This is a genomic window from Blastococcus sp. SYSU DS0973, assembly GCF_054051055.1.
On sequence record NZ_JBJHAN010000006.1, the window covers coordinates 161,595 to 185,681 of the forward strand.

Genomic DNA, 24,087 nt, shown 5'->3' on the forward strand with positions numbered 1-24,087 from the left:
TCACTTCCTCCGCTTCGGCGGGGTACGGCCTTCGACGGTGCGCCCGGTCCCGGGCCCCTGGTAGCCGCCTGCCGGTTCGCTCGCCGCCGGGGTGTCGGTGCCGCTGGCGTCGAGGCCGCCGGGCGGCCGCCCGCGGCCGTACTCCGTGCCCTCGTCGGGGTGGGCTTGCGCTGCGCCGGCCTTCTCCGCCGGGGTGTCGGCCGCGGCGACGCGCGCGTCGGCGGCCTCCTTGCCCGGCGTCTCCCCGGTGCGGCCCGAGGGGCGGACCGTCTCCCCGGCCCCGTCCCGGGGCCCGCCCTGAGCTTGCGAAGGGTGGGGAGGACGGGGTCCTTCTGCAGCGTCGGGGACCGGCTCCGGCTCGGGGCCGCGCATCGGCGGCGCGGACTCGCCGCGTTCGGCGGCCAGCCGCAGCCCGCGCAGCGTCGGCTCGTAGGACCCCGGGGCGTCGACGGCGGCGGCCGCCGCGGCGGCGTCCGGGTACTGGGAGAACCCCGCCAGCTGGCGGGAGATCCCCCGGAAGTCGGTGAGCGGGGCGCCTCGGGTGGGCGCCGGCTTCTCGCCCCGGCGCAGCGCCGCCACCAGCTCGCGGGCGCTCTCGACGTCCTGCTGGTCGTAGAACTCGTAGTCGACGGTGACCACCGGCGCGTAGTCGCAGGCGGCGAGGCACTCGGCGTGCTCGAGGGTGATCGAGCCGTCGGCGGCGGTCTCGTCGTGGTGCACGCCGAGATCCGCCGACAGGGCGTCCATGATCCGCTGCCCGCCGAGGACGGCGCACAGCGTGTTGGTGCAGACGCTGACGAGGTGCCGCCCGGTCGGCCGGCGCTTGTACATGGTGTAGAAGGTCGCGACCGCGCCGACCTCGGCCTTGGTCAGCCCCAGCTCCTCGGCGCACAGCGCGACGCCCTCGGGGGTGACGTAGCCCTGGTAGCTCTGCACCAGGTGCAGCATCGGCAGCAGCGCCGACCGGGCCACCGGGTAGCGGGCGATGATCTCCCGCGCCTCGACGCGGGCCTGCTCGGTCAGCGGCGGGACCTCGGCGAGGGCCGCGGAGTCGACCGGGCTCGAGTCGAGCCCGGTGACCGCCGTGGCCTCCGGGCTGCCTGGCAGTGCGCTCATCTGTCGACGCCCCCCATGACCGGGTCGATCGAGGCGATCGCGGCGATGACGTCGGCGATCATGCCGCCCTCGCTCATCGCCGCGGTGGCCTGCAGGTTCACGAAGCTGGGGTCGCGCACGTGGACGCGCCACGGGCGGGTGCTGCCGTCGCTGACCACGTGGTAGCCGAGCTCGCCGCGCGGTGACTCGATCGGCACGTACACCTGGCCGGCGGGCACCCGGAAGCCCTCGGTGACCAGCTTGAAGTGGTGGATCAGGGCCTCCATCGACTGGCCCATGATGTGCCGGACGTGGTCGAGGGAGTTGCCCATCCCGTCGGGCCCGAGCGAGAGCTGCGCGGGCCAGGCGATCTTCTTGTCCTCGACCATCACCGGCCCGGGCTCGAGCCGGTCCAGCGCCTGGCCGATGAGCTTCAGCGACTCGTTCACCTCGGCCATGCGCACCAGGTACCGGCCCCAGGCGTCGCAGGTGTCCGCGGTCGGCACCTCGAAGTCGTAGGTGTCGTAACCGAGGTAGGGCTCGACCTTGCGCAGGTCCCACGCCAGGCCGGTGGCGCGCAGGATCGGCCCGGTGACGCCGAGCGCCACGCAACCGGTCAGGTCCAGGTAGCCGGCGTCCTTGAGCCGGGCCTGCCAGATCGGCTGGCCGGTGAGGAGCCGGTGGAAGTCGGCCACCCGCGCCGGCATGACCGCCAGGAACTCGCGGATGTGCTCGACCGCGCCCTCGGGCAGGTCCTGCGCCAGGCCGCCGGGCCGGATGTAGGCGTGGTTCATCCGCAGGCCGGTGATCTCCTCGAGCAGGTCGAGGACCATCTCGCGCTCGCGGAAGCCGTTGGTCATGCCCGTGAGGGCACCCATCTCCATGCCGAACGTGGCCAGCGCGACCAGGTGCGAGGCGATCCGGTTGAGCTCCATCACCAGCACCCGGATGGTGGCCGCCCGCTGCGGGATCTCCACGCCCAGCAGCTTCTCCACCGCCATGCAGTAGCCGGCCTCGTTGAACAGCGGGGCGAGGTAGTCCATGCGGGTCACGAACGTGGTGCCCTGCACCCAGTTGCGGTACTCGGTGTTCTTCTCGATGCCGGTGTGCAGGTAGCCGATGACCACCCGCGCCTTGGTCACCGTCTCGCCCTCGAGGTCGAGGACCAGCCGCAGCACGCCGTGCGTGGACGGGTGCTGCGGGCCCATGTTGACGACGAGGCGCTCCTCGCCGTGCGGGTCCGCGCCGAGCGTGAGGTCCCAGTCCCCACCGGTCACGGTGTAGACGCGGCCCTCGGTGGTCTCGCGTGACCCGGCGTAGGGGTCGGCAGGGTTGTAGGTGGTGCTCATCGTCGCCGCTCCGCGGGGGAACTCGTGCCTTCGGTGCTCATCGGTAGGCCCTCCGGGTGTCCGGCGGCGGGACCGTCGCGTCGTGGTACTCCACCGGGATCCCGCCGAGCGGGTAGTCCTTGCGCTGCGGGTGGCCGTCCCAGTCGTCGGGCATGAGGATCCGGGTCAGCGCCGGGTGGCCGTCGAAGACGACGCCGAACATGTCCCAGGTCTCCCGCTCGTGCCAGTCCGCCGTCGGGTAGATCGCGGTGATCGACGGAACGTGCGGGTCCTCCGCGCTCACCGCCACCTCCAGGCGGATGCGGCGCCGGTAGGTCATCGACGTGAGGTGGTAGACGACGTGCAGCCGTGGCCGGCCGGGAGCCACCGCCGGGCCACCGCTGTCGAGGTAGTCGACGCCGGAGACGCTGCTGCACAGCTCGAAGCGCAGGGCCTCGTCGTCGCGGAGCGGCTGCACGAGGGTCAGCAGGTGCTCGCGGGCGACGAAGTAGGTGATCTCACCGCGGTCGACCAGCACCCGTTGGACCGCGGCCGCGTACGTCGCCTCCCCGACGGCCTCGATCAGCGCGTCGGTGACCTCGTCGAAGTAGCTGCCGTAGGGCCGCTCGGTGGAGTGCAGCGCCACCGCACCACCGGGCTCGACCCGCACGAGGCCACCGAACCCGGAGGTGTCGCCGCTGCCGGAGACGCCGAACGCGCCCTTCCGGAAGCCGCCCGAGGGCGCCGTGCTGTCGTCGTATCCGGCCTCCTGGCGGCCGGGGACGACGTTCGAGCCGCCGTCGTTGCTCATCGCGTGCGCTCGCTCGGCAGGAGGACGGCGTTCCCGCCGCGCTGCTCGATGCCGAACTGACCGGTGCGGCCCTCGGCGGCGGCCTGCTCGTAGGCGCGGCGGGCGGCCTTGTCGACGCGGACCGTCGAGGGCATCTCGACCAGGAGGTCCTTCGCGGTGCCGTCCTGGCGTTCCCGCTCGAGCTGGCGGGCCCGCTTCTCGCCGAGCGGCTCGTGCTGGATCTTGTGGTGCAGCTTGAGGATCGCGTCCATGAGCATCTCCGGCCGCGGCGGGCAGCCGGGCAGGTACATGTCCACCGGGACGACGTGGTCGACGCCCTGCACGATCGCGTAGTTGTTGAACATGCCGCCGGAGCTCGCGCACACCCCCATCGCCAGCACCCACCGGGGCTCGGGCATCTGGTCGTAGATCTGCCGCAGGACCGGCGCCATCTTCTGGCTCACCCGGCCGGCGACGATCATCAGATCGGCCTGCCGCGGCGAAGCGCGGAAGACCTCCATCCCGAACCGGGCGAGGTCGTACCGGCCGGCCCCGGAGGCCATCATCTCGATGGCGCAGCAGGCCAGGCCGAACGTCGCGGGCCACAGCGACGACTTGCGGGTCCAGTTGACCAGCTTCTCCACGCTGGTCAGCAGGACGCCGCTGGGCAGCTTCTCCTCGAGTCCCATCAGGTGCTCCCTGTCAGTCCCACTCGAGCCCACCGCGCCGCCACTCGTAGGCGAAGGCGAGGAAGACGGTGCCGATGAAGACGACCATCGCGACCAGGCCCCACACACCCAGGGCGTCGTTGGCGACGGCCCACGGGTAGAGGAAGACGATCTCGATGTCGAAGACGATGAACAACATCGCGGTCAGGTAGTACTTGACCGGGAACCGGCCGCCGGTGAGCGGCTGGTCGACCGGTTCGATGCCGCACTCGTAGGCCGCCAGCTTGGCGCGGTTGTACCGGCGGGGGCCCACGAATGGGGCGACGGCGACCGAGAACAGCGCGAACGCCGCGGCCAGCGCGAAGAGCCCGACGATCGGGACGTAGGTCGAGAGCATCATCGCCACCCTAGGGTGATCTCGGTCACGGGCGGGTCACACTTCGACCACGGAGCGTCCGTATCGGGTCGACGACCTGTCGCCACACCGAGCCCCCTCACGTCGCCGGCGTCAGTCGGTCCGGCGCCGACCACGACGTCGTGGGCCGTGCGCTCGATCGAGGCCTGCGTCACGCCGCCACCTCCGGTCCGTCGCCCGAGTCCCGTGACCTTGTGAAAAGGTTCACAAGGTGCTCGGTCCGAGTCTAGGCCGCGATGTGATCTAGCCGACAGCCCCCCCTCGGTCCAGCGCCGCCAGGACCTCCTCGTCCGGGGTGTCGGAGAAGTCGGCGTAGGCCTGCCCGACCGAGCGGAAGCCGGCCGGCGCCTGCAGGCACACCGCCTCGTCGACCACGCCGGTCAGCTCGGCGACGGACTCCGGCGGGCCGACCGGAACGGCCACGGTGATCCGCGCCGGGCCGCTCCGCCGGAGAGCCCGGACGGCGACGCGCATGGTGGCCCCCGTGGCCAGGCCGTCGTCCACGAGCACGACGTGGCGGCCGGCGACCACCGGTGCCGTCCGGGCGCCGCGGTAGGCGGTGGTGCGCCGGCGGAGCTCGGCGAGCTCCCGGTCGTGCACCGCCGACACCGCGGCGGGGTCGGGCGCGGCGCGGTCGAGGACCCGGCGGACCCACACCGTCTCGACGGCGCCGCCGACCGCGGCGATGGCGCCCATCGCCAGCTCCGGGTGCCCGGGGACGCCGAGCTTGCGGACGACGAGGACGTCGAGGTCAGCGCCGAGGGCGGCGGCCACCTCGGCGGCGACGAGCACGCCGCCGCGGGGCAGACCCAGGACCAGGGCGTGTGCGTCCGCCCGCCCGGCGAGGGCGGTGGCGAGCGCTCGGCCGGCGTCGGCCCGGTCGGCGTAGCGGGGAGGGGGCACGGCCACCGCTACGGCGACGCCGGCGTCGGCCCGGTCGGCGGAACAGGTGTGCTCGTCATGGTCCGACGCTAGAACAGCGACCCCGTCCTCCCCCACCCTTCGCACGCTCGTCCGGGCGCCCGGCGACATCGTCGGAACGGTGGCGGGTCGACAGGTCCCACCGGTGAGGGCGGTGGCGCCGGCAGAGCAGCACAGGTTCGCCAGCCAGGTGTCACCCTGGCTGGCGAGATCCTTCGCTAGGACGAGTCGAGAGGCGCGCCCTACGGCGCGTGCCACCGGGTCGGCCGTTCCTCCGCCCGTCGAGGGTCCGCTCCGCCCGCCTCCCGCGCGGCCCCCGGGGCTCCCCGGCGGCCTGCGGCGCCAGCTGTAGGGATGCCGCCCCGGGCGGTCGGATGGGTGGGCGGGGCCAGCCGCGCGCGTGTGCGACGGCACCTACACGTCGTCGACGAGAAGCACGCGCTGGGTGACGCCGAGGCCGTCCAACAGCCCCTTGTGCGACTGCCGCTCTTCGTCGGCCAGGTAGGACGCGAAGCCGTCGTGCGACGCGAAGGAGACGATGTGGACCTCCGTGAGCGCGTCGCCAGTTCGTAGGCGTCGTTCGAGGCGACCGCCGTGACGCGGAAGGAGGGGCAGAACTGCGGACTCGTACGCCTGGAAGCCCGCGTCGGCTCCACTCGGGATGTCCGCGACCATGACGATGGTCAAGCGCATCGGAGGCACGGTAGCGCCTGGCTGGCCACTGTTGCCCGGTCGAGGGTGTCCTCGGAGTCGACGGAGCTGTCCCAGTCGGTGGAGCCGCCCGCACCGTAGGCGGTGACGTGGTCGAGGTCGGTGCGGCCGACCGGCTGCCCGCAACCGGGATGCCGGCAGCCACGGTCCCGCTGCCGTTGGAACCGTCGTTGCTCGACACCCGGGGCGTGACCGTCCACGGTCGGCGGTGCACCCAGCACCGGGCAACCGCACCGGTCCGTCCTGGGGGCCGTGCCCTGGCCACCGTCCGGGTGCTCGCGGCACCCGCAGCGGGCGATCCGTGCCAGCTCCGCGCTGGTGGCCGTGGCGAGCAGCACACCGGCGGCCTCGTCGGTGACCGCCACCTCCAGCGACCCCCCGGCCGGCGCCCAGAGCCCACCCGGGCACACCGCGGCCTTCAGCTGCTGGATCCGCTGCAGCTCGAGCGACAGCTCGGCCTCCGGCATCGACCCGACCGGCAGCGCCTCGGCCAACCGCGCCGGCCCCACTCACGGTGGCCTGACCGCGCGGGACCACCGTCAGGTCCACGCCCCAGCCGTCGAACACACCACCACGCCAACGCCGGAGTACGACACTTCCCCAGTCTGACCAGCACGAACTCGGCGCCGAGGTCAGGTGGGCTTGCGGCCCCGGTGCAGCGCGACGATCCCGCCGGTCAGGTTGTGCCAGGCGACGTCGACCCAGCCGGCGTCCTGCAGGCGGCCGGCGAGCGTGGCCTGGTCGGGCCAGGCGCGGATCGACTCGGCGAGGTAGACGTAGGCCTCCGGATTGCTGCTCACCGCCCGGGCGATGCGGGGCAGCGCCTTCATCAGGTACTCGGTGTAGACGGTGCGGAACGGCGACCACGTGGGGCTGGAGAACTCGCAGACCACCAGCGTGCCGCCCGGCTTCGTCACCCGGGAGAACTCGCGCAGCGCCGCGTCGGGGTCGGCCACGTTGCGCAGGCCGAAGGAGATGACCACGGCGTCGACGCTCTCGTCGGCCAGCGGCAGCGCCATCGCGTCCCCGGCGACCTTGGGCACCGGCCGGGCCGCCCCGGCGCGGAGCATGCCCTGCGAGAAGTCGCAGGCGATCGCCGTGACCCCCCCTGCGGCGAGCTCGACGGTCGAGACGGCGGTCCCTGCCGCGACGTCGAGGACGGTCTGCCCCGGCCGGGCCCTGAGCGCCTCCCGGGTGGCCCGCCGCCAGCCGGCGTCCAGACCACCGGAGAGGACGGTGTTGGTGACGTCGTACCGCTTCGCCACGCGGTCGAACATGGCCGCGACCTCGGCCGGTCGCTTGTCCAGCCCGGCCCGCAGTGGCAGGACCCCGTCCTCCCCGCCCCTCGCACGCTCGGCGCGGGTCCCGGAAGGGGTCCTGTGGGCGGTCTCTCGCCGGTCTGCCACGGCGTGGACGCTACAAGCCCTCCTACTCTGATCGCGTGACAGCGGCCGCCCTGACCTCCCCGGCAGCGGCGTCGCGCACCGTCACCACGGTGCGGTCCGACACGGCCGGCGAGCTGCTCGGCCTGCTCCCGGCCCGCGGTGGCCTGTCCTGGGTCCGCCACGGCGAGGGCCTGGTCGGCTGGGGCGAGGCGGCGCGGCTGGAGGTCTCCGGCCCCCACGCGCTCGCCGAGGCCGCCGACTGGTGGGACCGGTTCGCCGCCGGCCTGGACGTCGCCGACGAGCTTCGCGTCCCGGGCTCGGGCCCGGTGGTGTTCGCGAGCATCGCCTTCGACCCCGCCGCCGGGACGTCGGTCTTCGTCGTCCCCGAGGTCGTCGTCGGACGGCGGGACGGCGTCGGCTGGATCACCGCCGTCGGGGCCGCCCCGGACCTGCCGGAGTCGGCGCCGGCCGACGACGGCCCGGCTCCCCGGCTGCGCTACGCCGACGGCGCGCTCGACCCCGCGAGCTGGTGCGCCGCGGTGGCCGCCGCCGTGGTCCGCATCGACGCCGGCGAGCTGGAGAAGGTCGTGCTCGCCCGCGACCTGCTGGTCTCCTCCGACGTCCCGCTCGATCCCAGGCGGATGCTGCGCCGGCTGGCCGCCCGCTTCCCGGGCTGCTGGACCTTCGCCGTCGACGGCCTGCTGGGCGCCACTCCCGAGCTGCTGCTGCGCCGCACCGGCCGGCGGCTGTTCTCCCGTGTGCTGGCCGGAACGGCGCCGCGCGGGGCGGGCGCCGCGGACGAGCGGCTGGCCGAGGCGCTGCTGAACTCGGCCAAGGACCGCGCCGAGCACGCGCTCGCCGTCGACTCCCTGGTGCGCGCGCTGGAGCCGTACTGCCGGGAGCTGACGGCACCGGCCGAGCCGGAGCTGCTCACGCTGGCGAACGTGCGGCACCTCGCCACCGACGTCGTCGGCACCCAGCGCGACTCCGCCGGGCTGCTGGAGCTGGTCGGCGCCGTGCACCCCACCGCCGCCGTGTGCGGCACCCCGACGCCGGACGCCGCGGCGCTCATCGGCGAGCTGGAGGGCATGGACCGCGGCCGGTACGCGGGGCCGGTGGGCTGGCTCGACGCGGCCGGCGACGGCGAGTTCGGGCTCGCGCTGCGCTGCGCCGAGCTGGTCGGCGATGACGGGGCGCGGCTGTTCGCCGGCTGCGGCATCGTCGCCGGCTCGGATCCGGCCGCGGAGCTCGCCGAGACCCAGTCGAAGTTCGCTGCCTTCCAGGCCGCGCTCGAGGGCTGAGCTACTCCCCCAGCGCCTGCGCGGCGGCCGCCCGCAGATCCGTCGCCAGCGCCGCCTCGGCCCGCTGGTCGGTGCGGACGACGACCACGCGCGGGCCGCCGAGGGCCAGCGCGCCGGGGAGCTCCTCGGCCGCGGTGATCCGCGACGCGGCCCACCCGAGCGCCGAGGCGACCGCCACCAGGTCGCGTCCGTGCGGCGTCCCGAACACCCGGCGGTAGTCGCGGGCGTGGCGGTCCTGCCCCGGCTCGAGCTGGGCGAAGATGCCGCCGCCGTCGTTGTCGGGCACGACCACCGTGAGGTCGGGCCGACGCTCGCCCTCGCCCAGCAGCAGCCCGGTCAGGTCGTGCAGGAACGTCAGGTCGCCCATCAGCGCGAACGCCGGGCCGCCGTGCACCAGCGCCGCGCCCACCGCGGTCGAGATCGTCCCGTCGATGCCCGCGACCCCGCGGTTGGCGAGCACGGTGACGTCGGCGCGCGGCACCGCCAGCCGGTCGACGTCGCGCACGGGGGTCGAGGAGCCGAGCACCAGCAGGGCGCCCGCGGGGAGGGCGGCGACGACGTCGCGGGCCAGCCGGGCGGCGGTCAGCGCCGGCGCCTCGTCGAGCAGCGCGTCGACGGCGGCGCCCACCCGATCGGCGGCGGCGTGCCACGCAGCCACCCACGGCTCGTCCACCGGCTCGTCGGGCTCGGCACCGGCGAACAGCCGCCGGACGGCGGTGCTCGACCGGCCGGCGTCGGCCCACCGCGGGGAGGCGCTCACCGTCTCCACCGGAACGGCGGGGTCGGCCAGCAGCGCGCTGACCGGCCGGGAGAGCGTCGGCCGGCCCACCACCACGACCCGCTCGGGCCGGTGCGCGGCCAGCCAGCCGGCCGCACCGAGCGCGAGCACGCCACCGCGGATCGAGCCCGGCAGGCCCCAGAACCCGCTGCTCGGCTCGGCGACCACGGGCCACGCCGAGCCCTCCGAGAGCCCGGGGGCGGCGTGCAGCGGCCCGTCACCGGCGATCACCAGCGTCCGCGGCGGCAGCCGGTGCGCCCGCGCCGCCCAGCCGGCAGACGGCTCCGCCGCGGTCCAGGGCGCACCTCCGGGGCGGCCGGCCCAGGGGGCGGCGAGCCCGGCCGGCGGCTCCTCGTCGGGCAGCAGCGGCTCGCGCAGCGCGAGGTTGAGCTGCACCGGGCCGGGGTCGGCCGACAGCGTGCCGGCGGCCACCGTGAGCGCCTTGGTCACCACCGACCGCCAGTAGCGGTTCTGCTCGGCCGCGCGGCCGGGCTCGGGGACGCCGACGTCGGCCGACCAGCGCACCGCGGTCCCGTACAGGCCGGCCTGCTCGATCGTCTGGTTGGCGCCGGTGGCCCGCAGCTCCGGCGGCCGGTCGGCGGTCAGCGCCAGCAGCGGCACCCCGCTGGCGTCGGCCTCGAGGACGGCGGCGTGCAGGTGGGCGGTCGCGGTCCCGGACGTGGTGAGCACCGGCACCGGCCGGCCGGTGGCCTTCGCCAGCCCGAGCGCCAGGAAGGCGGCGGTGCGCTCGTCGATCCGCACGTGCAGCCGCAGCCGGCCGTTCGACTCGGCCGCGGCGAGGGCCAGCGCCACGGGCGCCGACCGGGAGCCGGGTGAGAGGACGGCGTCGGTGACGCCGCCGCGTACCAGCTCGTCGACCAGCACGCGGGCGAACGCGGTGGCGGGGTTCACGCGGCACGCACCTCGGCGATCCGGGCGAGCCAGCGGCCGGTGGTCCCCGGGCCCGCGGCCACCGCCGACAGCCGGTCGGGCTCCCGCGGGCCGATCGGCAGCACGCCGTCGACCGGCAGCAGGGGGTTCCCGCTCACGTCGCCGGCGAGCAGGGCCACCGTCGCCAGCCCGCAGGCGAACGGCAGCTCGGGCAGAGCCGCGGCCAGCGCGACGCCGGCGGCGATCCCGACCGAGGACTCCAGCGCCGAGGAGACGACGCACGGCAGGCCGTGCGCCTCGGCGACCCGCAGCGCGGCCCGCACCCCGCCCAGCGGCTGCACCTTGAGGACGATGACGTCGCAGGCCTCGCGCAGGTCGACCCGCAGCGGGTCGTCGGCCCGTCGCACCAGCTCGTCGGCGGCGATCCGCACGTCGATCCGGCGGCGCAGCGCGGCCAGCTCCTCCAGCGACGCGCACGGCTGCTCGACGTACTCCAGGCCGAACCGGTCGAGCTCGCCGATCCGGGCGGCGGCGGTGTCGACGTCCCACGCGGCGTTGGCGTCCACCCGGATCGCCTTTCCGGCGCCCAGCGCGTCGCGCACCGCCTCCACGCGGGCGAGGTCGTCCGCCGGCGTCTGCCCCGGCTCGGCGACCTTGACCTTCGCCGTCCGGCAGCCGGAGGCACGGACGATCGCGTGCGCCCGCTCGGCGTCGACCGCGGGCACGGTCACGTTCACCGGCACGGCGTCGCGCACCGGCGCCGGCCAGCCCTCGACGGCCGACTCCACGGCCGAGGCCCACCAGCGGCGGCTCTCGACGGCGTCGTAGTCCCAGAAGGGGGAGAACTCGCCCCAGCCGGCCGGGCCGCGCAGCAGCACGCCGTCGCGGACGTCGATGCCGCGGAACCGGGTGCGCATCGGCACCTCGTAGACGGCCAGGCCGGTGATCCCCGCCGGCGAAGCGGCGGCGGGGGCGGGGGCGGCGGTCATGGTGATCAGCGTAGTGAGAGGAGCCCGTCCTCCCCGCCTCGCGCACGGCGCCCGGGACAAGGCCGACGGCCGGGGCCTGCGGCGCGGCCAACGTATCCTCGCCCCTCGTGGTCCGGCAGCTGACTCTGGTGGCTGCGGCCGACCTCTCCGACGACGACGTCCGTGCCGCCCTCGACGGCGTCCGCCCGCTCGCCGTGCTGCCGGACGGGCCGCCCGCGGTGGTCGACGCGGCCCGCGACGCACTGCGTCCCGACGAACCGCTCGAGCCCGGCGCCGACCTCGTCGTCGTCACCTCCGGCTCCACCGGCGGCGGTCGCGGCGTGCTGCTGCCGGCCGATGCGGTCCGGGCCTCCGCGGCCGCCGCGCACGCCCGGCTGGGCGGCCCCGGCAGCTGGCTGCTCGCCCTGCCGGTGTCGGCGATCGCCGGGCTGCAGGTGCTCTGCCGCGCGTTGCTGGCCGGGCGGCCGGCGGTCCGGCTGGGCGCCGGGGAGACGCTGACCGACGCCGTCGCCCGCATGCCGGCCGGTACCCGCCGCTACACCTCCATGGTCCCCACCCAGCTGCGCCGGGCCCTGGAGACCGAGCCCGGCGCCCTGCGCGCCTTCGACGCGGTCCTCGTCGGCGGCGCGGCCACCGATCCGGCGCTGCTGGACCGCGCCCGCGCCGACGGGGTCGCCGTGGTGACCACCTACGGCATGACCGAGACGGCCGGCGGCTGCGTCTACGACGGTGCGCCCCTCGACGGTGTCGGCGTGCGGGTGACCGAGGGCGGGATCGAGCTCTCCGGGCCCACCCTGGCCCTCGGCTACCGGGGCGATCCGCGGGCGACCGCGGCGGCGTTCACCGGCGGCTGGTTCCGCACCCGCGACGCCGGCGCCCTCGGCGCCGACGGCCGGCTCACCGTGCACGGCCGGCTCGACGACGTCGTCGTCACCGGCGGGGTGAACGTGGCGCCCGCCGCGGTGGAGGCGGCGCTGCGGGAGCACCCCGCCGTCGCCGACGCGGTGGTGTTCGGCCGACCGGACCCGGAGTGGGGGCAGCGGGTCGTCGCCGCCGTCGTCCCGGCCCCCGGCGCGGAGCCGGCGCTGCCCGACCTGCGCCCGTGGGTGGCCGAGCGGCTCGGTCCGCCGGCCGCCCCGCGGGAGCTGCACCTGGTCGCCGGCGTCCCCCTCCTGCACACCGGCAAGCCCGACCGCCGTGCGGTCGCCGCATCGATCCCCGAGGGAGCGCACTGACCATGGCCACCCCCGCCCAGTGGCTGGCCGGCGCCCGCCCGCGCACGCTGCCCGCGGCGCTCGCCCCCGTGCTCGTCGGGACCGGGGCCGCCGCGGCCCTCGACGGGTTCCGGCCCGGGCCGGCGCTGCTGGCCCTGCTCGTCGCGCTCGCGCTGCAGGTCGCGGTCAACTACGCCAACGACTACTCCGACGGCCGGCGCGGCACCGACGCCGACCGCGTCGGCCCCATGCGGCTGGTCGGCTCGGGCGCGGCCACGCCGCGGCAGGTGCTGACGGCGGCGCTGCTGTCCTTCGCCGTCGCCGGGGTCGCCGGGCTGGCGCTGGCGGCGCTGTCGAGCTGGTGGCTGGTCGCGGTCGGCGCCGTCTGCATCGCCGCCGCGTGGACCTACACCGGCGGCCCGCTGCCGTACGGCTACCGGGCCCTCGGTGAGGTCTTCGTCTTCGTGTTCTTCGGGCTGGTCGCCGTCGTCGGGACGACGTTCGTGCAGACCGGCACGCTGCCGGGGCTGGCGTTCGCGGCCTCCGTGCCGATCGGGCTGCTCGTCGTGGCGATCCTCGTGGTCAACAACCTGCGCGACATCGAGGGCGACGGGCGGGTGGGCAAGCGCACCCTGGCGGTGCTGCTCGGCGACCGCACCACCCGGCTCGCCTTCGCCGCCCTCCTGGTCGTGCCGTTCCTGGTCATCGCCGCCATCGGTGTCCCCCGGCCGTGGGCGCTGCTCGGCCTGGCCGCCGCGCCGCTGGCGCTGTCCCCGATCCGCACGGTGCTGGCCGGTGGCCGCGGCCCCGCGCTCGTCGCGGTGCTCCAGGCCACCGGGCTGCTCACCCTCGTCACCGGCGTGCTGCTAGGCGCGGGGCTCGCCCTCTCCTGAGCGGCTACTGCGCGCCGCCGCCGCTCAGCCGGTCGCGCAGGTCCTCCTTGGCCGCGCGCCGGGCGACGCTGCGGGCCGCGAGGGCCTCGGTCAGCCGCTCGCGCGACGGGCGCAGCAGCAGATAGGACACCGGCATCGACAGCAGCAGGCCGAAGAGCAGCCCGGGGAAGCTGCCCAGGCCCGCCCACCAGAGGACCAGCACCAGCGCCGCGGCGATCGCGAACCGGCCGACCGTGTAGATCACCAGCCACGGCAGGACCTTCGGCGGCGTCGCGGTGCCCCCCGCGGGGCTCACCGGTGCGCCGGCGGTCGGGTTGTGCTCAGCCATGACGGCCCTCCCACTTGGTCGAGAGAACGACCGTCGTCCTCGTGCGTGCGACCCCTCTGATCCGGTTCAACGCATCGATGGCCGCTTCGAGTGCCGGGATGTCGGTCACGCGCACCTTCAGCACGTAGCCCTCGCTGCCGGCGACCCGCCAGCAGTCCTCCACCTCGGGGATCTCGCGCAGGCCGGCCTCGATGCCGGTGTCGTCCACCGCGTCGCTCTCGATCACGCTCACCAGCGCGGTGACGTGCAGGCCCACCGCCGGGGGGTCGACGACGGCGCGGTACCCGGTGATCACGCCGGCGGCCTCGAGCTTGCCCACCCGCTCGTGCACGGCCGGCGAGGACAGGCCCACCTGCCGGGCCAGCTCGGCGTAGCTGGCCCGGCCGTTGGCGCGCAGCAGGTCGATGAGCTGCCGGTCCACGGCGTCGATGGTGGTTCTCCGTCCTGCCCCGCACGGGGATCGCCCGATTCTCGGCACCGAGTATCGCCGCGGACGTACGCTGGGTGCCGACGAGGGGGTGGGCCCGTGTTGTTCCTGGTGGTTCTCGTGATGGCAGTGGTGGTCGTGGGCCTGGTGGTCCGCGCCGCGGCGAACGCCGACCCGGAGGGTCGTGCCCGACCGGCGCGCCGTCCGCAGAAGCCTCGTGGCCCGGTGCGCTTCGTCGCCCCGGACGACGACCCGGAGTTCCTGCGCGAGCTCGAGCGCCGGGCGCGGCGGGACGACGGCTCCCCCACGTAGTGCTCCGCCGGCCCCACCGGGGCCGGCCCCGAGCCTGTGAGGGGTAGGGACGACGTCTTCCTCAGGCCGCCGGCGCGCCGAACAGTCGGCGCCACCCGCGGCGCGGGGGCGCGTCAGCCGTGCCCTCGGCCGGCTCGGCGTCCGGCGCGCCGCCGTCGGCGTCCCCGGGCCAGCCGAGGCCGCCGCCACCCTGGCGGGTCGGGCCGCCCGGCCAACCCAGGTCGCCCTGCTCCACGGTCCCCTGCGGGCTCCCGCGGTGCGCGCCCGGGCCGTCGGCCTCCCGGCCGGCGAGCGCGGCCGCCACGAGCGGATGCGACGGAGCCTCGTCAGCCGCCGCGTGCCTACCCACGCCGCGCCTCCTGACGGGCCCGTGCGCTGCTGGTCAGCTCCATGGGTGCATGGAAGCACGCGGACGCAGATCGGTCACCGCCCCGCGCCGCATGGTGCCCCGGACGGGGGGCGGTGACCGATCGCTCAGTCCAGCCCGCCGTAGCTGTGCAGCCCGGTCGAGACCATGTTCACGTAGAGCAGGTTGAACAGCACGACCGCCAGCCCGATCACGTTGACCAAGGCCGCCGGGCGGCCCCGCCACCCCGCCGTCGTCCGGGCGTGCAGGTAGCCGGCGTAGACGACCCAGGAGATGAACATCCAGGTCTCCTTGGGGTCCCAGCCCCAGAACCGGCCCCAGGCGCTCTCCGCCCAGATGGCGCCGGCGATCATGGCGAAGGTGTAGATCGGGAAACCGAAGACGGCTGTGCGGTGCGCCACCCGGTCCAGCCCCGCGGCGGACGGCAGCCGGTCGATGAGGCCCCCGCCGGTGCCGCCAGCCCCGGCGTCGCGGCGGGTGCGCACGAGGTAGAGCGCGCTGGCGATGCCGCTCACCAGGAAGATGCCCGACCCCAGGATCGCGCTGCTCACGTGGATGCCCAGCCAGCTCGACCGCAGGGCGGCGACCAGGGGCCCGGCCTCGGTGTAGAGGAACAGCCCGATCCCGACCATCGCGAGGATCACCGGGCCGAGCACGAAGACGCCGATGTGCCGCAGCGAGGGCTGCCGCACGGCCAGCACGAAGTAGGCGACCACGGCGACCAGCACGACGGCCGTGGCGAACTCGTACATGTTGCCCCACGGCAGACGGTCGGTGGCCATGCCGCGGGCGACGAGGACGCCGGCGTGGGCCAGCGCGCCGAGCGCGGTCAGCGCCATCCCCAGGAGGCCCCAGCGGGTGCCCCAGGCCGTCTCCGGGGCGTCGTGCCCGGCCGGGACGGCGCGGGCCGCGGGGGGCACCGGCCCGCCGCCGACACCGGCCAGCTCGCGGCTGCGCTGGGTGCGCCGACCGAAGGCCAGCTGCGCGCAGAAGGCGAGCAGCGCGACGGAGTAGAGCGCGACGCTGACGGAGAAGAGGTTGTCGGACAGCTCGGCCAGCGAGGAGTCAGTCACGCGGGGGGACCTCCGGTTCGGGTGCGGTGCGGGCGGGTGCGGCGCTCAGCGCGTCCCGCAGGTCGTCGGACAGCGTGGCGAACCGGGAGCCGTTCTCGCCGCCGCGCGTCAGCGAGGCCAGCGTCAGCACGGTACCGCCGCCGTCACGGGCAGGCCCGGCCCGGGCGAAGACCCGCTCCCGGCGCAGCAGCAGCATGCCCAGCAGACCGGCGAGCAGGGTGATCGCCGAGCCCAGCACCCAGATCTGGCCGGGGTCGTGGGAGAACTGCAGAGCGGCGAACTCCTTCACCCCGCTGAAGGTGATGCGGGTGCCGTCGGGCAGGTCCAGGGACTCGCCCACCGACAGGTTCGCCGAGCCGACCTCGCTGAGCCGGCCGCGCTCGATCTGGCTCGCGTCCAGGGAGTACACCGACTGCGGAAGGCCGGAGTCCAGGCCCAGGTAGCCGGAGTAGGCCACGACGGCGACCTGCGGGGCCAGCGGCCGCGGGTCGACCGACGTCAGCACACCGCCCTGCACCAACCCCGTGGGCGCGAAGAAGCCCTCCAGCGCCAGCTGCTCCTCCCGCCCAGGGATGTCGGGGAGCTTTACCGCACCCTCGCTGGCCATCGACGTGGGATCGGTGGGCAGGAAGGGCACGGTCAGGTCGGAGAACGTCGTGCCGTCGGGGACGCTGACGGTGAACGTCGGGCTGAACCCGTGGCCGGTGACGTAGACCCGGTCGCCGTCGATCCGCAGGGGATCGTTGACGCCGATGGTGGTCGGCCGCCCCTCGGCGGAGGGCTCGCCGTAGCGGATGTCGGCGGTGAACGACGCCGCAGTGAGGTTCTCCTCGTACTCGGCCCGGAACTGCTCGAGGTCCACGCAGAGCGGGCTGAGGTCTCCGCTGTCGACCAGTGGGCCCGAGGAGTAGGTGTCGTACTGCTGGAACGCGTTGCAGAAGCCCTGGCCCTCGGTGACCAGGATGCTGCCCTCGTAGCCCCACAGCTTTCCGCCGGCGAGGCCGAGCAGCAGCGCCAGCAGGGACAGGTGGAAGACCAGGTTGCCGGTCTCCTTCAGGTGCCCCTTCTCCGCCGACAGCTCGGGGCCGCGGGCGCCGTCGCGGCGCACGACGCGGTAGCGCCGCACCCGCAGCTCCTCCTCGACGGCGTCGAGGGCGGCCGGCCCCTCCAGCGGGCTGCGCAGCTCGCCGGAGTCGGGCAACCGGAGCAGGTTGCGCGGCACGGGCGGCGGTGGGGTGCGCAGCGCCCGGGCGTGCTCCAGGGCCCGCGGGATCACGCAGCCGATCAGCGAGAGGAACAGCAGCAGGTACACCGCGGCGAACCACGGTGAGCTGAAGACGTCGAACAGGTACAGCCGGTCGAGCACCGGCGCCAGGTCCGGGTGGTCGGCGAAGTACTGGTTCACGTTGTTCTGCGACAGCGAGCGCTGCGGCAGCAGGGAACCCGGCACCGCCGCCAGGGCGAGCAGGAACAGCAGGACGATCGCGGTCCGCATCGCGGTCAGCCGCCGCCACCAGCGCAGCAGCAGCCCGCCCACCCGGCGGCCCGCGGACGGGCCGGCCGGCGGAACGGGCGTCGCCGGCCGCGGGGGCGCCTCGACGCTCACAGCGAGGTCTCCGCGAGCCCGTTCGCGGCGAGCCAGGACCGCAGCCAGCTCATCATCTCGGTCCAGGCGCCGGTGAGCAGGAGCAACCCGATGACGACGAGGACGACACCGCCGATCCGGGTCACCGCCGCGGCGTGCCGGCGCAGGAACGTGGTGGCCCCCACCGCCCACCGGGCGCCGAGCGCGACCAGCACGAAGGGCACGCCGAGGCCGAGGCAGTACGCGACGCCGAGCACCGCGCCCCGCCCGGCAGAGGCCTCGCTGACGGCCAGCGAGTAGACGGCGCCGAGCGTGGGGCCGAGGCACGGCGTCCAGCCCACGCCGAAGACGACGCCCAGCAGCGGGGCGCCGGCCAGCCCCCCCGCGGGGCGGACCGACAGCTTCCTGGTGCGCTGCAGCAGCGGGAGCCAGCCGAGGAAGGCCAGCCCGACGACCACGGTGATCAGCCCGAAGACGACGTCCACGGTGCGGGCGTACTGGAGGACGAGCCGGCCCAGGCCGCCGAACGCCGTCGCGAAGGCGATGAACACCGCGCTGAAGCCCAGCACGAAGAGCAGCGCGCCGAGCACCATCCGGCCGCGGGGGGCGCGCTCGTCGGCCGGCGCGCGCACCGCGGTGGCGGTGGCGGTCGCGGTGGCGCCGGCGGCCGTGCCATCCGCGGCGGGCGCCGGAGCACGGGTGCCGCTGCCGACCAGCCCGGTGACGTAGGACAGGTAGCCGGGCACCAGGGGCAGCACGCAGGGCGAGGCGAAGCTGATCAGCCCGACCAGCGCGGCCACGCCCGCCGCCACGAGCATCGGGCCGTCGGTGACCAGGCCGGCGAACGTCTCCCCCATGGTCAGGCCTCCTCCGCCAGCAGCAGGTCGAGGGTGCTGCGCAGGTCCTCCTGCGACACCTCGGCGGTGAAGACGGCGGCCACGCGGCCCTCCCGGTCCAGCACGATGGTCGACGGGACCGCCGTGGCCGGGTAGTCGCGGAAGGCCAGGGCCACCTCGCCGCGCGGGTCGTAGATCGAGGGGAACTCGATGCCGAAGCGCTCGACGAAGGCCAGCGCGAACTGGTCGCTGGTCTCCTTCACGTTCAGCCCGAGGAACTGCACGCCCTCGTCCCGCACGTCGGCGTAGACCTCCTGGAACGCCGGCGTCTCCACGCGGCAGGGGCCGCACCAGGAGCCCCAGAAGTTGAGCACCGCGACGTCGCCGGCGAGCTCGGCGGAGAAGAACTCCCCGCCACCGAGCAGCGTGCCGGAGAACTCCGGCGCCGAGGCCCGCTCGTCCGGGGGGATGACCTCACCGCGCGGCGTACCGGCGACGAACCGGAACTCGCCGCCGTTGTTCACGTCCACCGCGTCGGTGCCGGTGCTGCACCCGGTGAGCAGCGCAGCCGCCAGGACCGCCGTGAGCAGCCGCCTCATGCGCCCGCGGAGACGTGCAGCGCCGGCGGAGCGTTCCCGTGGGGTGGTCATGCGCCCGGCACCGCATCCGGATCGGTGGCGCCGGCCGGCTCGGCGTAGGAGACACCCGCGAGCCGGTCGCCGTCGTAGGTCAGGGACGTGACGCTGGCCAGCGAGCACTGCCGACGGCGCGGGTCGTGGACGAACCGACGGCCCTCCACGTGCAGCCGGGTCGTCCAGATGGGCAGCTGGTGGCTGACCAGCACGGCCTCGTGCCCCCGCGCGGCGTCGCGCGCGGCCTCGACCGCGGCGAGCATCCGCGCCGCGATCTCCACGTACGGCTCGCCCCAGGAGGGCTGGAACGGGTTGCGCAGCTTCCACCAGTTGCGCGGGGCCCGGAAGACCCCGCCCCCGGCGCCGACGACCCGGCCCTCGAAGGCGTTGCCCGCCTCGATGATCCGCTCGTCGATGTGGACCTCCAGCCCGGTCGCCTCGGCGAGCGGGCGCACGGTCTGCTGCGCCCGCTCCAGGGGGCTGGACACCAGGTGGGTGACGTCGTGCCCGGTGAACCAGTCCGCGGCGCGACGGGCCATGGCCTCACCGGCCGTGGACAGCCGGAACCCGGGCAGCCGGCCGTAGAGCACGCCGGCGGGGTTGTGCACCTCGCCGTGCCGCAGCAGGTGGACGACGGTCGTCTCGCTCATGAGGACCGCTCGCTGTCCAGCGCGCCGGTGCGGTGGGTCTCGACCTCGGCGGCGGCCCGCGCCGCGGCCGGGAGCGCCTCGAGGACCCGGTCGAGGGCCTCGCCGGCGAGCTGGGCGTTGACGAACCACGCCTCGAACGCCGAGGGCGGCAGGTACACCCCGCGGGCGAGCAAGGCGTGGAAGAACGCGGTGTAGCGCTCGACGTCCTGGGTGCGGGCGTCGTCGTAGTCGCGCACCTGGCGCTCGTCGGGCACGAAGAAGATCGAGAACATGCTCCCGGCCTGCTGCACCCGGTGCGGCACGCCCTCGGCGAAGAGCGCGGCGCTGGCGGCGCCCCGCAGCACCGCGGAGACCTCGTCGCAGTGCGCGTAGACCTCGTCGGTGCAGTGCCGCAGCGTGGTCAGCCCGGCGGCGACCGCGACCGGGTTCCCCGACAGTGTGCCGGCCTGGTAGACCGGCCCGCTCGGCGCGAGGTGGTCCATGAGGTCGGCGCGGCCGCCGAACGCGGCGGCGGGCAGCCCACCGCCCATGACCTTGCCGAAGGTGAACAGGTCGGCGTCGACCGGGTCGATGCCGTACCAGCCCGAGCGCGACACCCGGAACCCCGTCATGACCTCGTCGAGGATCAGCAGCGCCCCGTGGGCGGCGGTGATTCGGCGCAGCTCGACGTTGAAGCCGTCCAGCGGCGGGACGACGCCCATGTTGCCGGCGGCGGCCTCGCTGATGACCGCGGCGATGTCCGTCCCGCGCTCGGCGAAGACGGCCTCGACGGCGGCGACGTCGTTGTAGGGCAGCACGATCGTGTCGGCGGCGGCCCCGCTCGTGACGCCGGGGGTGTCGGGCAGCCCGAGCGTGGCGACCCCGGAGCCGGCCGAGGCCAGCAGCGCGTCGACGTGGCCGTGGTAGTTGCCCGCGAACTTGACCAGCAGCGGGCGGCCGGTGGCGCCGCGCGCCAGCCGGACGGCCGAGAGCACCGCCTCGGTGCCGGAGTTGACCAGCCGCACCCGCTGCACGGGCGGCATCCGGTCGCGGATCTCCTCGGCCAGGTCGAGCTCGCCCTCGGTGGGCGCACCGAAGGACAGCCCCCGGCGGGCGGCGGTGGCCACCGCGTCGACGACGGCGGGGTGCGCGTGCCCGAGGATCATCGGGCCCCAGGAGCTCACCAGGTCGACGTAGCGGCGACCGTCGGCGTCGGTGATCCACGGGCCGGAGCCCTCCACCATGAACCGCGGGGTGCCGCCGACGGCGCGGAAGGCGCGGACCGGCGAGTTCACCCCGCCCGGGGTGATCTCCTGCCCGCGGGCGAAGAGGCCGGCCGAGACCGGCGCCTCGTAGGTGTAGGGCGAGCTGTCCGGCGAGGTCACGTGCCCAGTGTCCCCTCTGTTCCCGGGGACCGGTCGGAGGCATCAGCCACACCGGCCAGCAGCGCGGCGCGCAGCGCGGCGGGATCGCGGGTGGGCACCAGCACGGTGCGTCCGTCGGTCAGGCGGAGCGGGAGGCCGGTCCGGCCGCGGGGCAGCGACCAGGCGCCGCCCAGCACCGGTGCCCCGGCGTCCACGCCCCGGTCGGCGTCGCGGAGCGCGGTGGCGTCGACGTAGCGGAGCGGCACCTGCTCCCGCCCCACCGCCAGCCCGTCGTCGTCGACCCGCAGCGTCCAGACCCGCCGGGCCGACAGGCAGCCCAGCGCGACCGTGCCCGGCACCGCGATCAGCGCCACCAGCCACAGCAGCGGCGGCACGTCGGGCCCGGGCAGCACGAGGTCCCAGACGAGGAAGAGCCCGAGGACCCCGGTGACCGTCCAGAGCGGCCGCCAGGAGCCCCCGGGCTCGACGTACGGGTCCACCGTGCTGTCCCCCCACCCGGGCCGGTCAGCGCGCGACGAGCCGCGCGGCCTCGACCGCCCAGTAGGTGAGCACCTGACCGGCACCGGCCCGGCGGATGGCGATCAGCGTCTCGAGGATCGCCCGCTCCCGGTCCACCCAGCCGTTGGCGGCCGCCGCCTCCACCATCGCGTACTCGCCGCTGACCTGGTAGGCGCTCACCGGCACCTGCACCGCGTCGGCGACCCGGGCGATGATGTCCAGGTAGGCCAGCGCCGGCTTGACCATCACCGCGTCGGCGCCCTCGGCCAGGTCCTGCGCGACCTCCCGCAGCGCCTCGTCGGTGTTGGGCGGGTCCATCTGGTACGTCGACCGGTCGCCGAACTGCGGCGCCCCCTCGGCCGCCTCGCGGAACGGGCCGTAGAAGCCCGAGGCGTACTTGGCCGCGTAGGCGAGGATCGGCACCTCGGTGAAGGCGGCGCTGTCCAGCCCGGCGCGGATGGCCGCCACCTGGCCGTCCATCATCCCGCTGGGCGCGACCAGGTGGGCGCCGGCCTGCGCCTGGGCGATCGCCACTGCGGCGTACCGGTCCAGCGTGGGGTCGTTGTCCACGACCCCGGCCGGGGTGACGACGCCGCAGTGGCCGTGGTCGGTGTACTCGCACAGGCACAGGTCGGCCATCAGGACCAGCTCATCGCCCAGGTCCGACCGCAGCTGCTGCAGCGCCACGTTGACGATGCCGTCGGCGGCGTCGGCCTGGGAGCCGACGGCGTCCTTCTCCGACGGGATGCCGAAGAGCATCAACCCGCCGATGCCGGCCTCGGCGGCCTCCTGCGCGGCCTTCCGCAGCGAGTCGGGCGTGTGCTGGACGACGCCGGGCATCGAGCCGATGGGGACCGGTTCGTCGATGCCCTCCTTGACGAAGACCGGCAGCACCAGGTCGGCCGGGGCCAGCCGGGTCTGCGCGGTCAGCCGCCGCAGCGCCGGCGTCGACCGCAGCCGGCGCCCGCGCGCGAATCCCGGGTTGGCACCCCCCGTGACGGTCACTTGCCCTCGCCGTCCTCCGCCTCGCGCAGCGACAGGGCGTACTCGGCGAGCGCGTCGACCAGCGGCGCGACCGCGGCGGTCTCGGGCTGGACGTCCACGCGCAGGCCGAACTCCTGGGCGCTGGCCGCCGTCGCCGGGCCGATCACCGCGACGACGGTCTTGGCGTGCGGCTTGCCGGCGATGCCGACCAGGTTCCGCACGGTGCTCGAGGAGGTGAAGCAGACGGCGTCGAAGCCGCCGCCCTTGATCGCCTCGCGCACCGATGCGGCCGGCGGCGCGGCGCGCACGGTCCGGTAGGCGGTGACGTCGTCGATCTCCCAGCCCCGCTCGACCAGGCCGGCGGCCAGGGTCTCGGTCGCGATGTCGGCGCGCGGCAGGAGGACGCGGTCGATCGGGTCGAAGACGTCGTCGTAGGGCGGGAAGTCGGCCAGCAGACCCTGGCTGGACTGCTCGCCGGTGGGCACCAGCTCCGGCTGGATGCCGAAGTCGCGCACGGCCTCGGCGGTCTGCTCGCCGACGCAGGCGACCTTGACCCCGGCGAACGCCCGGGCGTCGAGGCCCAGCTCGGCGAACTTCTCGCGGACCGCCTTCACCGCGTTCACCGAGGTGAACACGATCCAGCCGTAGCGGCCGGTGACCAGGCCCTTGATGGCGCGGTCCATCTGGGCGGGGCTGCGCGGCGGCTCGACGGCGATCGTCGGCACCTCGACCGGCACCGCGCCGTAGGCGCGCAGCCGGTCGCTCATCTCGCCGGCCTGGTCCTTGGTGCGCGGCACGAGCACGCGCCAGCCGAACAGCGGGCGGCTCTCCCACCAGGACATGCGGGCGCGCTTGTCGACGGCGGTGCCGATGGTGGCCACGACCCGCCCGCTGAGCGGGTCGAGGCCGGCGGTCTTCTCCGCGACGGCCGCGAGCTTGGTGACGATGCTCTTCTGGCCGGTCCCGGAGCCACCGGTCGTGACCACGACCGGCGTGCTGCCGGACAGCCCGCCCTCGACCAGCCGCACGGCGGCGTCGGGGAGCTCGTCGGCGGTCCCCTGCAGGACCAGCGTGCCGCCGGCCGCAGTGGCCGCGCCGGCCAGCGCGGTGACGTCGACGCCGCTGCGCAGGTCGGCGGTCACCGCGGTGCTGCCCAGGGCCACGCCGGCGAAGGCGGGGACGGCGGTGGCGGTGGCGACGCCGGGCACCACGTCGAAGGGCACCGAGGTGCGGCCGACGGCGAGCACCTCCTTGACCACGTCGTCGGAGGTGTACGGGTCACCGGTGACCAGCCGGACGACCACCGAGCCGTTCTTGGCCGCGGCGACGGCGCCCCTGGCGACGTCGGCGGGCTCGCCGGACACCGGGGTGAGCTCGGTGCCGGTGTTGGCCTCGCGGACGGCGTCCTGGACGGCGGGCGGGACGTCGGGGTCGACGAGGACCACCGCCGCCTCGGCCAGCGCCGCGGTGGCGCGGGCGGTGAGCATGCCCGGATCGCCCGGGCCGGCGCCGACGAACACGACCCGGCCGGACTGGCCTGCGGTCTTGCGGAAGCGCGTCATCGCGTGCTCCTGATCCTGGCCCGGGAGTCCCGGGCGTCTGTCATGGCCCGGTTCCGGGCCGTTGGGGGGGTCTGGGGGTGGGGTGCGGTG

At 75.3% G+C, this 24,087-nt stretch carries 27 protein-coding genes; 4 read left to right on the top strand and 23 right to left on the bottom strand.

The annotated features are described in order from the left end of the window. The 9 genes from nuoE to ACI791_RS12270 form a co-directional block, all read right to left on the bottom strand. Window positions 1-1,116 (bottom strand): NADH-quinone oxidoreductase subunit NuoE, encoded by a 1,116-nt coding sequence (gene nuoE / locus ACI791_RS12230; RefSeq protein ID WP_456586279.1) that lies wholly within the window; start codon window positions 1,114-1,116, stop codon window positions 1-3. Continuing rightward, window positions 1,113-2,444 (bottom strand): NADH-quinone oxidoreductase subunit D, encoded by a 1,332-nt coding sequence (locus tag ACI791_RS12235; RefSeq protein ID WP_347058070.1) that lies wholly within the window; start codon window positions 2,442-2,444, stop codon window positions 1,113-1,115. Before ACI791_RS12235 ends, nuoE begins: the two co-directional genes overlap by 4 nt. 37 nt (window positions 2,445-2,481) lie before the next feature. Further along, window positions 2,482-3,234 (bottom strand): NADH-quinone oxidoreductase subunit C, encoded by a 753-nt coding sequence (locus tag ACI791_RS12240; protein WP_347058071.1) that lies wholly within the window; start codon window positions 3,232-3,234, stop codon window positions 2,482-2,484. Next, window positions 3,231-3,902 (bottom strand): NuoB/complex I 20 kDa subunit family protein, encoded by a 672-nt coding sequence (locus ACI791_RS12245; protein WP_456586280.1) that lies wholly within the window; start codon window positions 3,900-3,902, stop codon window positions 3,231-3,233. The genes ACI791_RS12240 and ACI791_RS12245 overlap by 4 nt, the downstream gene beginning before the upstream one ends. A gap of 13 nt (window positions 3,903-3,915) precedes the next feature. Beyond that, window positions 3,916-4,281 (bottom strand): NADH-quinone oxidoreductase subunit A, encoded by a 366-nt coding sequence (locus ACI791_RS12250; protein WP_456586281.1) that lies wholly within the window; start codon window positions 4,279-4,281, stop codon window positions 3,916-3,918. Window positions 4,282-4,539: 258 nt separating this feature from the next. Next, window positions 4,540-5,199: a phosphoribosyltransferase gene (locus tag ACI791_RS12255; protein ID WP_456586282.1), complete on the bottom strand. Its 660-nt coding sequence runs from the start codon at window positions 5,197-5,199 to the stop codon at window positions 4,540-4,542. Between the two features lie 432 nt (window positions 5,200-5,631). Then, window positions 5,632-5,910: a hypothetical protein gene (locus ACI791_RS12260; RefSeq protein ID WP_456586283.1), complete on the bottom strand. Its 279-nt coding sequence runs from the start codon at window positions 5,908-5,910 to the stop codon at window positions 5,632-5,634. Continuing rightward, complete coding sequence (locus tag ACI791_RS12265) at window positions 5,901-6,437, bottom strand: hypothetical protein (protein ID WP_456586284.1); 537 nt, start codon at window positions 6,435-6,437, stop codon at window positions 5,901-5,903. The genes ACI791_RS12260 and ACI791_RS12265 overlap by 10 nt, the downstream gene beginning before the upstream one ends. A gap of 123 nt (window positions 6,438-6,560) precedes the next feature. After that, window positions 6,561-7,334, bottom strand: a complete 774-nt coding sequence (locus tag ACI791_RS12270) for a demethylmenaquinone methyltransferase (RefSeq protein WP_456586285.1) — start codon at window positions 7,332-7,334, stop codon at window positions 6,561-6,563. Window positions 7,335-7,369: 35 nt separating this feature from the next. On the opposite strand from ACI791_RS12270, the gene ACI791_RS12275 reads away from it, so the two are divergent. Further along, window positions 7,370-8,614: an isochorismate synthase gene (locus tag ACI791_RS12275; protein ID WP_456586286.1), complete on the top strand. Its 1,245-nt coding sequence runs from the start codon at window positions 7,370-7,372 to the stop codon at window positions 8,612-8,614. A gap of 1 nt (window position 8,615) precedes the next feature. Here the strand turns inward: ACI791_RS12275 and menD are convergent, their stop codons facing one another. Beyond that, window positions 8,616-10,304: a 2-succinyl-5-enolpyruvyl-6-hydroxy-3-cyclohexene-1-carboxylic-acid synthase gene (menD, locus tag ACI791_RS12280; protein WP_456586287.1), complete on the bottom strand. Its 1,689-nt coding sequence runs from the start codon at window positions 10,302-10,304 to the stop codon at window positions 8,616-8,618. Continuing rightward, complete coding sequence (locus ACI791_RS12285; RefSeq protein ID WP_456586288.1) at window positions 10,301-11,272, bottom strand: o-succinylbenzoate synthase; 972 nt, start codon at window positions 11,270-11,272, stop codon at window positions 10,301-10,303. Before ACI791_RS12285 ends, menD begins: the two co-directional genes overlap by 4 nt. 107 nt (window positions 11,273-11,379) lie before the next feature. Here ACI791_RS12285 and menE point away from each other — a divergent pair, with 107 nt between their 5' ends. Together menE and ACI791_RS12295 are read left to right on the top strand one after the other, a co-directional pair. Next, window positions 11,380-12,507: an o-succinylbenzoate--CoA ligase gene (gene menE, locus ACI791_RS12290; RefSeq protein WP_456586289.1), complete on the top strand. Its 1,128-nt coding sequence runs from the start codon at window positions 11,380-11,382 to the stop codon at window positions 12,505-12,507. 2 nt (window positions 12,508-12,509) lie between these two features. Continuing rightward, window positions 12,510-13,379: a 1,4-dihydroxy-2-naphthoate polyprenyltransferase gene (locus tag ACI791_RS12295; RefSeq protein WP_347058078.1), complete on the top strand. Its 870-nt coding sequence runs from the start codon at window positions 12,510-12,512 to the stop codon at window positions 13,377-13,379. 4 nt (window positions 13,380-13,383) lie between these two features. Here the strand turns inward: ACI791_RS12295 and ACI791_RS12300 are convergent, their stop codons facing one another. Both ACI791_RS12300 and ACI791_RS12305 read right to left on the bottom strand, forming a co-directional pair. After that, on the bottom strand, window positions 13,384-13,707 hold the full coding sequence (locus ACI791_RS12300) for a DUF4229 domain-containing protein (RefSeq protein WP_347058079.1): 324 nt from the start codon (window positions 13,705-13,707) through the stop codon (window positions 13,384-13,386). Then, window positions 13,700-14,128 (bottom strand): Lrp/AsnC family transcriptional regulator, encoded by a 429-nt coding sequence (locus ACI791_RS12305; RefSeq protein ID WP_456586290.1) that lies wholly within the window; start codon window positions 14,126-14,128, stop codon window positions 13,700-13,702. The genes ACI791_RS12300 and ACI791_RS12305 overlap by 8 nt, the downstream gene beginning before the upstream one ends. A gap of 105 nt (window positions 14,129-14,233) precedes the next feature. On the opposite strand from ACI791_RS12305, the gene ACI791_RS12310 reads away from it, so the two are divergent. After that, window positions 14,234-14,446 carry a hypothetical protein gene (locus ACI791_RS12310; RefSeq protein WP_347058080.1) on the top strand — a complete coding sequence of 71 codons (213 nt, stop codon included), beginning with the start codon at window positions 14,234-14,236 and terminating at the stop codon, window positions 14,444-14,446. A gap of 61 nt (window positions 14,447-14,507) precedes the next feature. Here the strand turns inward: ACI791_RS12310 and ACI791_RS12315 are convergent, their stop codons facing one another. From ACI791_RS12315 to ACI791_RS12360, 10 genes are all read right to left on the bottom strand, one after another. Then, window positions 14,508-14,795, bottom strand: a complete 288-nt coding sequence (locus ACI791_RS12315; protein ID WP_456586291.1) for a hypothetical protein — start codon at window positions 14,793-14,795, stop codon at window positions 14,508-14,510. 125 nt (window positions 14,796-14,920) lie between these two features. After that, window positions 14,921-15,886: a c-type cytochrome biogenesis protein CcsB gene (gene ccsB, locus ACI791_RS12320; RefSeq protein WP_456586292.1), complete on the bottom strand. Its 966-nt coding sequence runs from the start codon at window positions 15,884-15,886 to the stop codon at window positions 14,921-14,923. Further along, window positions 15,879-17,492 carry a cytochrome c biogenesis protein ResB gene (gene resB / locus ACI791_RS12325; RefSeq protein WP_456586293.1) on the bottom strand — a complete coding sequence of 538 codons (1,614 nt, stop codon included), beginning with the start codon at window positions 17,490-17,492 and terminating at the stop codon, window positions 15,879-15,881. The genes ccsB and resB overlap by 8 nt, the downstream gene beginning before the upstream one ends. After that, window positions 17,489-18,328 carry a cytochrome c biogenesis CcdA family protein gene (locus ACI791_RS12330; protein ID WP_456586294.1) on the bottom strand — a complete coding sequence of 280 codons (840 nt, stop codon included), beginning with the start codon at window positions 18,326-18,328 and terminating at the stop codon, window positions 17,489-17,491. Before ACI791_RS12330 ends, resB begins: the two co-directional genes overlap by 4 nt. 2 nt (window positions 18,329-18,330) lie before the next feature. Then, window positions 18,331-18,906 (bottom strand): TlpA family protein disulfide reductase, encoded by a 576-nt coding sequence (locus ACI791_RS12335; protein ID WP_456586295.1) that lies wholly within the window; start codon window positions 18,904-18,906, stop codon window positions 18,331-18,333. A gap of 47 nt (window positions 18,907-18,953) precedes the next feature. After that, on the bottom strand, window positions 18,954-19,589 hold the full coding sequence (locus ACI791_RS12340) for a histidine phosphatase family protein (RefSeq protein WP_456586296.1): 636 nt from the start codon (window positions 19,587-19,589) through the stop codon (window positions 18,954-18,956). Then, on the bottom strand, window positions 19,586-20,953 hold the full coding sequence (hemL, locus tag ACI791_RS12345) for a glutamate-1-semialdehyde 2,1-aminomutase (protein ID WP_456586297.1): 1,368 nt from the start codon (window positions 20,951-20,953) through the stop codon (window positions 19,586-19,588). The genes ACI791_RS12340 and hemL overlap by 4 nt, the downstream gene beginning before the upstream one ends. Next, window positions 20,950-21,432: a DUF3093 family protein gene (locus tag ACI791_RS12350; protein ID WP_456586298.1), complete on the bottom strand. Its 483-nt coding sequence runs from the start codon at window positions 21,430-21,432 to the stop codon at window positions 20,950-20,952. Before ACI791_RS12350 ends, hemL begins: the two co-directional genes overlap by 4 nt. Before the next feature lie 25 nt (window positions 21,433-21,457). Further along, a complete protein-coding gene (gene hemB / locus ACI791_RS12355) occupies window positions 21,458-22,456 on the bottom strand; it encodes a porphobilinogen synthase (protein ID WP_456586299.1) in 999 nt (332 codons plus the stop codon). Then, a complete protein-coding gene (locus tag ACI791_RS12360) occupies window positions 22,453-23,997 on the bottom strand; it encodes a uroporphyrinogen-III synthase (RefSeq protein ID WP_456586300.1) in 1,545 nt (514 codons plus the stop codon). The genes hemB and ACI791_RS12360 overlap by 4 nt, the downstream gene beginning before the upstream one ends. Window positions 23,998-24,087 lie beyond the last annotated feature (90 nt).

What these genes read in the sequence shown, in the direction of transcription:
- nuoE (WP_456586279.1), bottom strand. Translation starts at nt 1,116, where the DNA reads ATGAGCGCACTGCCAGGCAGCCCGGAGGCCACGGCGGTCACCGGGCTC.
- ACI791_RS12235 (WP_347058070.1), bottom strand. Translation starts at nt 2,444, where the DNA reads ATGAGCACCACCTACAACCCTGCCGACCCCTACGCCGGGTCACGCGAG.
- ACI791_RS12240 (WP_347058071.1), bottom strand. Translation starts at nt 3,234, where the DNA reads ATGAGCAACGACGGCGGCTCGAACGTCGTCCCCGGCCGCCAGGAGGCC.
- ACI791_RS12245 (WP_456586280.1), bottom strand. Translation starts at nt 3,902, where the DNA reads ATGGGACTCGAGGAGAAGCTGCCCAGCGGCGTCCTGCTGACCAGCGTG.
- ACI791_RS12250 (WP_456586281.1), bottom strand. Translation starts at nt 4,281, where the DNA reads ATGATGCTCTCGACCTACGTCCCGATCGTCGGGCTCTTCGCGCTGGCC.
- ACI791_RS12260 (WP_456586283.1), bottom strand. Translation starts at nt 5,910, where the DNA reads ATGCGCTTGACCATCGTCATGGTCGCGGACATCCCGAGTGGAGCCGAC.
- ACI791_RS12285 (WP_456586288.1), bottom strand. Translation starts at nt 11,272, where the DNA reads ATGACCGCCGCCCCCGCCCCCGCCGCCGCTTCGCCGGCGGGGATCACC.
- ACI791_RS12295 (WP_347058078.1), top strand. Translation starts at nt 12,510, where the DNA reads ATGGCCACCCCCGCCCAGTGGCTGGCCGGCGCCCGCCCGCGCACGCTG.
- ACI791_RS12300 (WP_347058079.1), bottom strand. Translation starts at nt 13,707, where the DNA reads ATGGCTGAGCACAACCCGACCGCCGGCGCACCGGTGAGCCCCGCGGGG.
- ACI791_RS12330 (WP_456586294.1), bottom strand. Translation starts at nt 18,328, where the DNA reads ATGGGGGAGACGTTCGCCGGCCTGGTCACCGACGGCCCGATGCTCGTG.
- ACI791_RS12335 (WP_456586295.1), bottom strand. Translation starts at nt 18,906, where the DNA reads ATGAGGCGGCTGCTCACGGCGGTCCTGGCGGCTGCGCTGCTCACCGGG.
- ACI791_RS12340 (WP_456586296.1), bottom strand. Translation starts at nt 19,589, where the DNA reads ATGAGCGAGACGACCGTCGTCCACCTGCTGCGGCACGGCGAGGTGCAC.
- ACI791_RS12360 (WP_456586300.1), bottom strand. Translation starts at nt 23,997, where the DNA reads ATGACGCGCTTCCGCAAGACCGCAGGCCAGTCCGGCCGGGTCGTGTTC.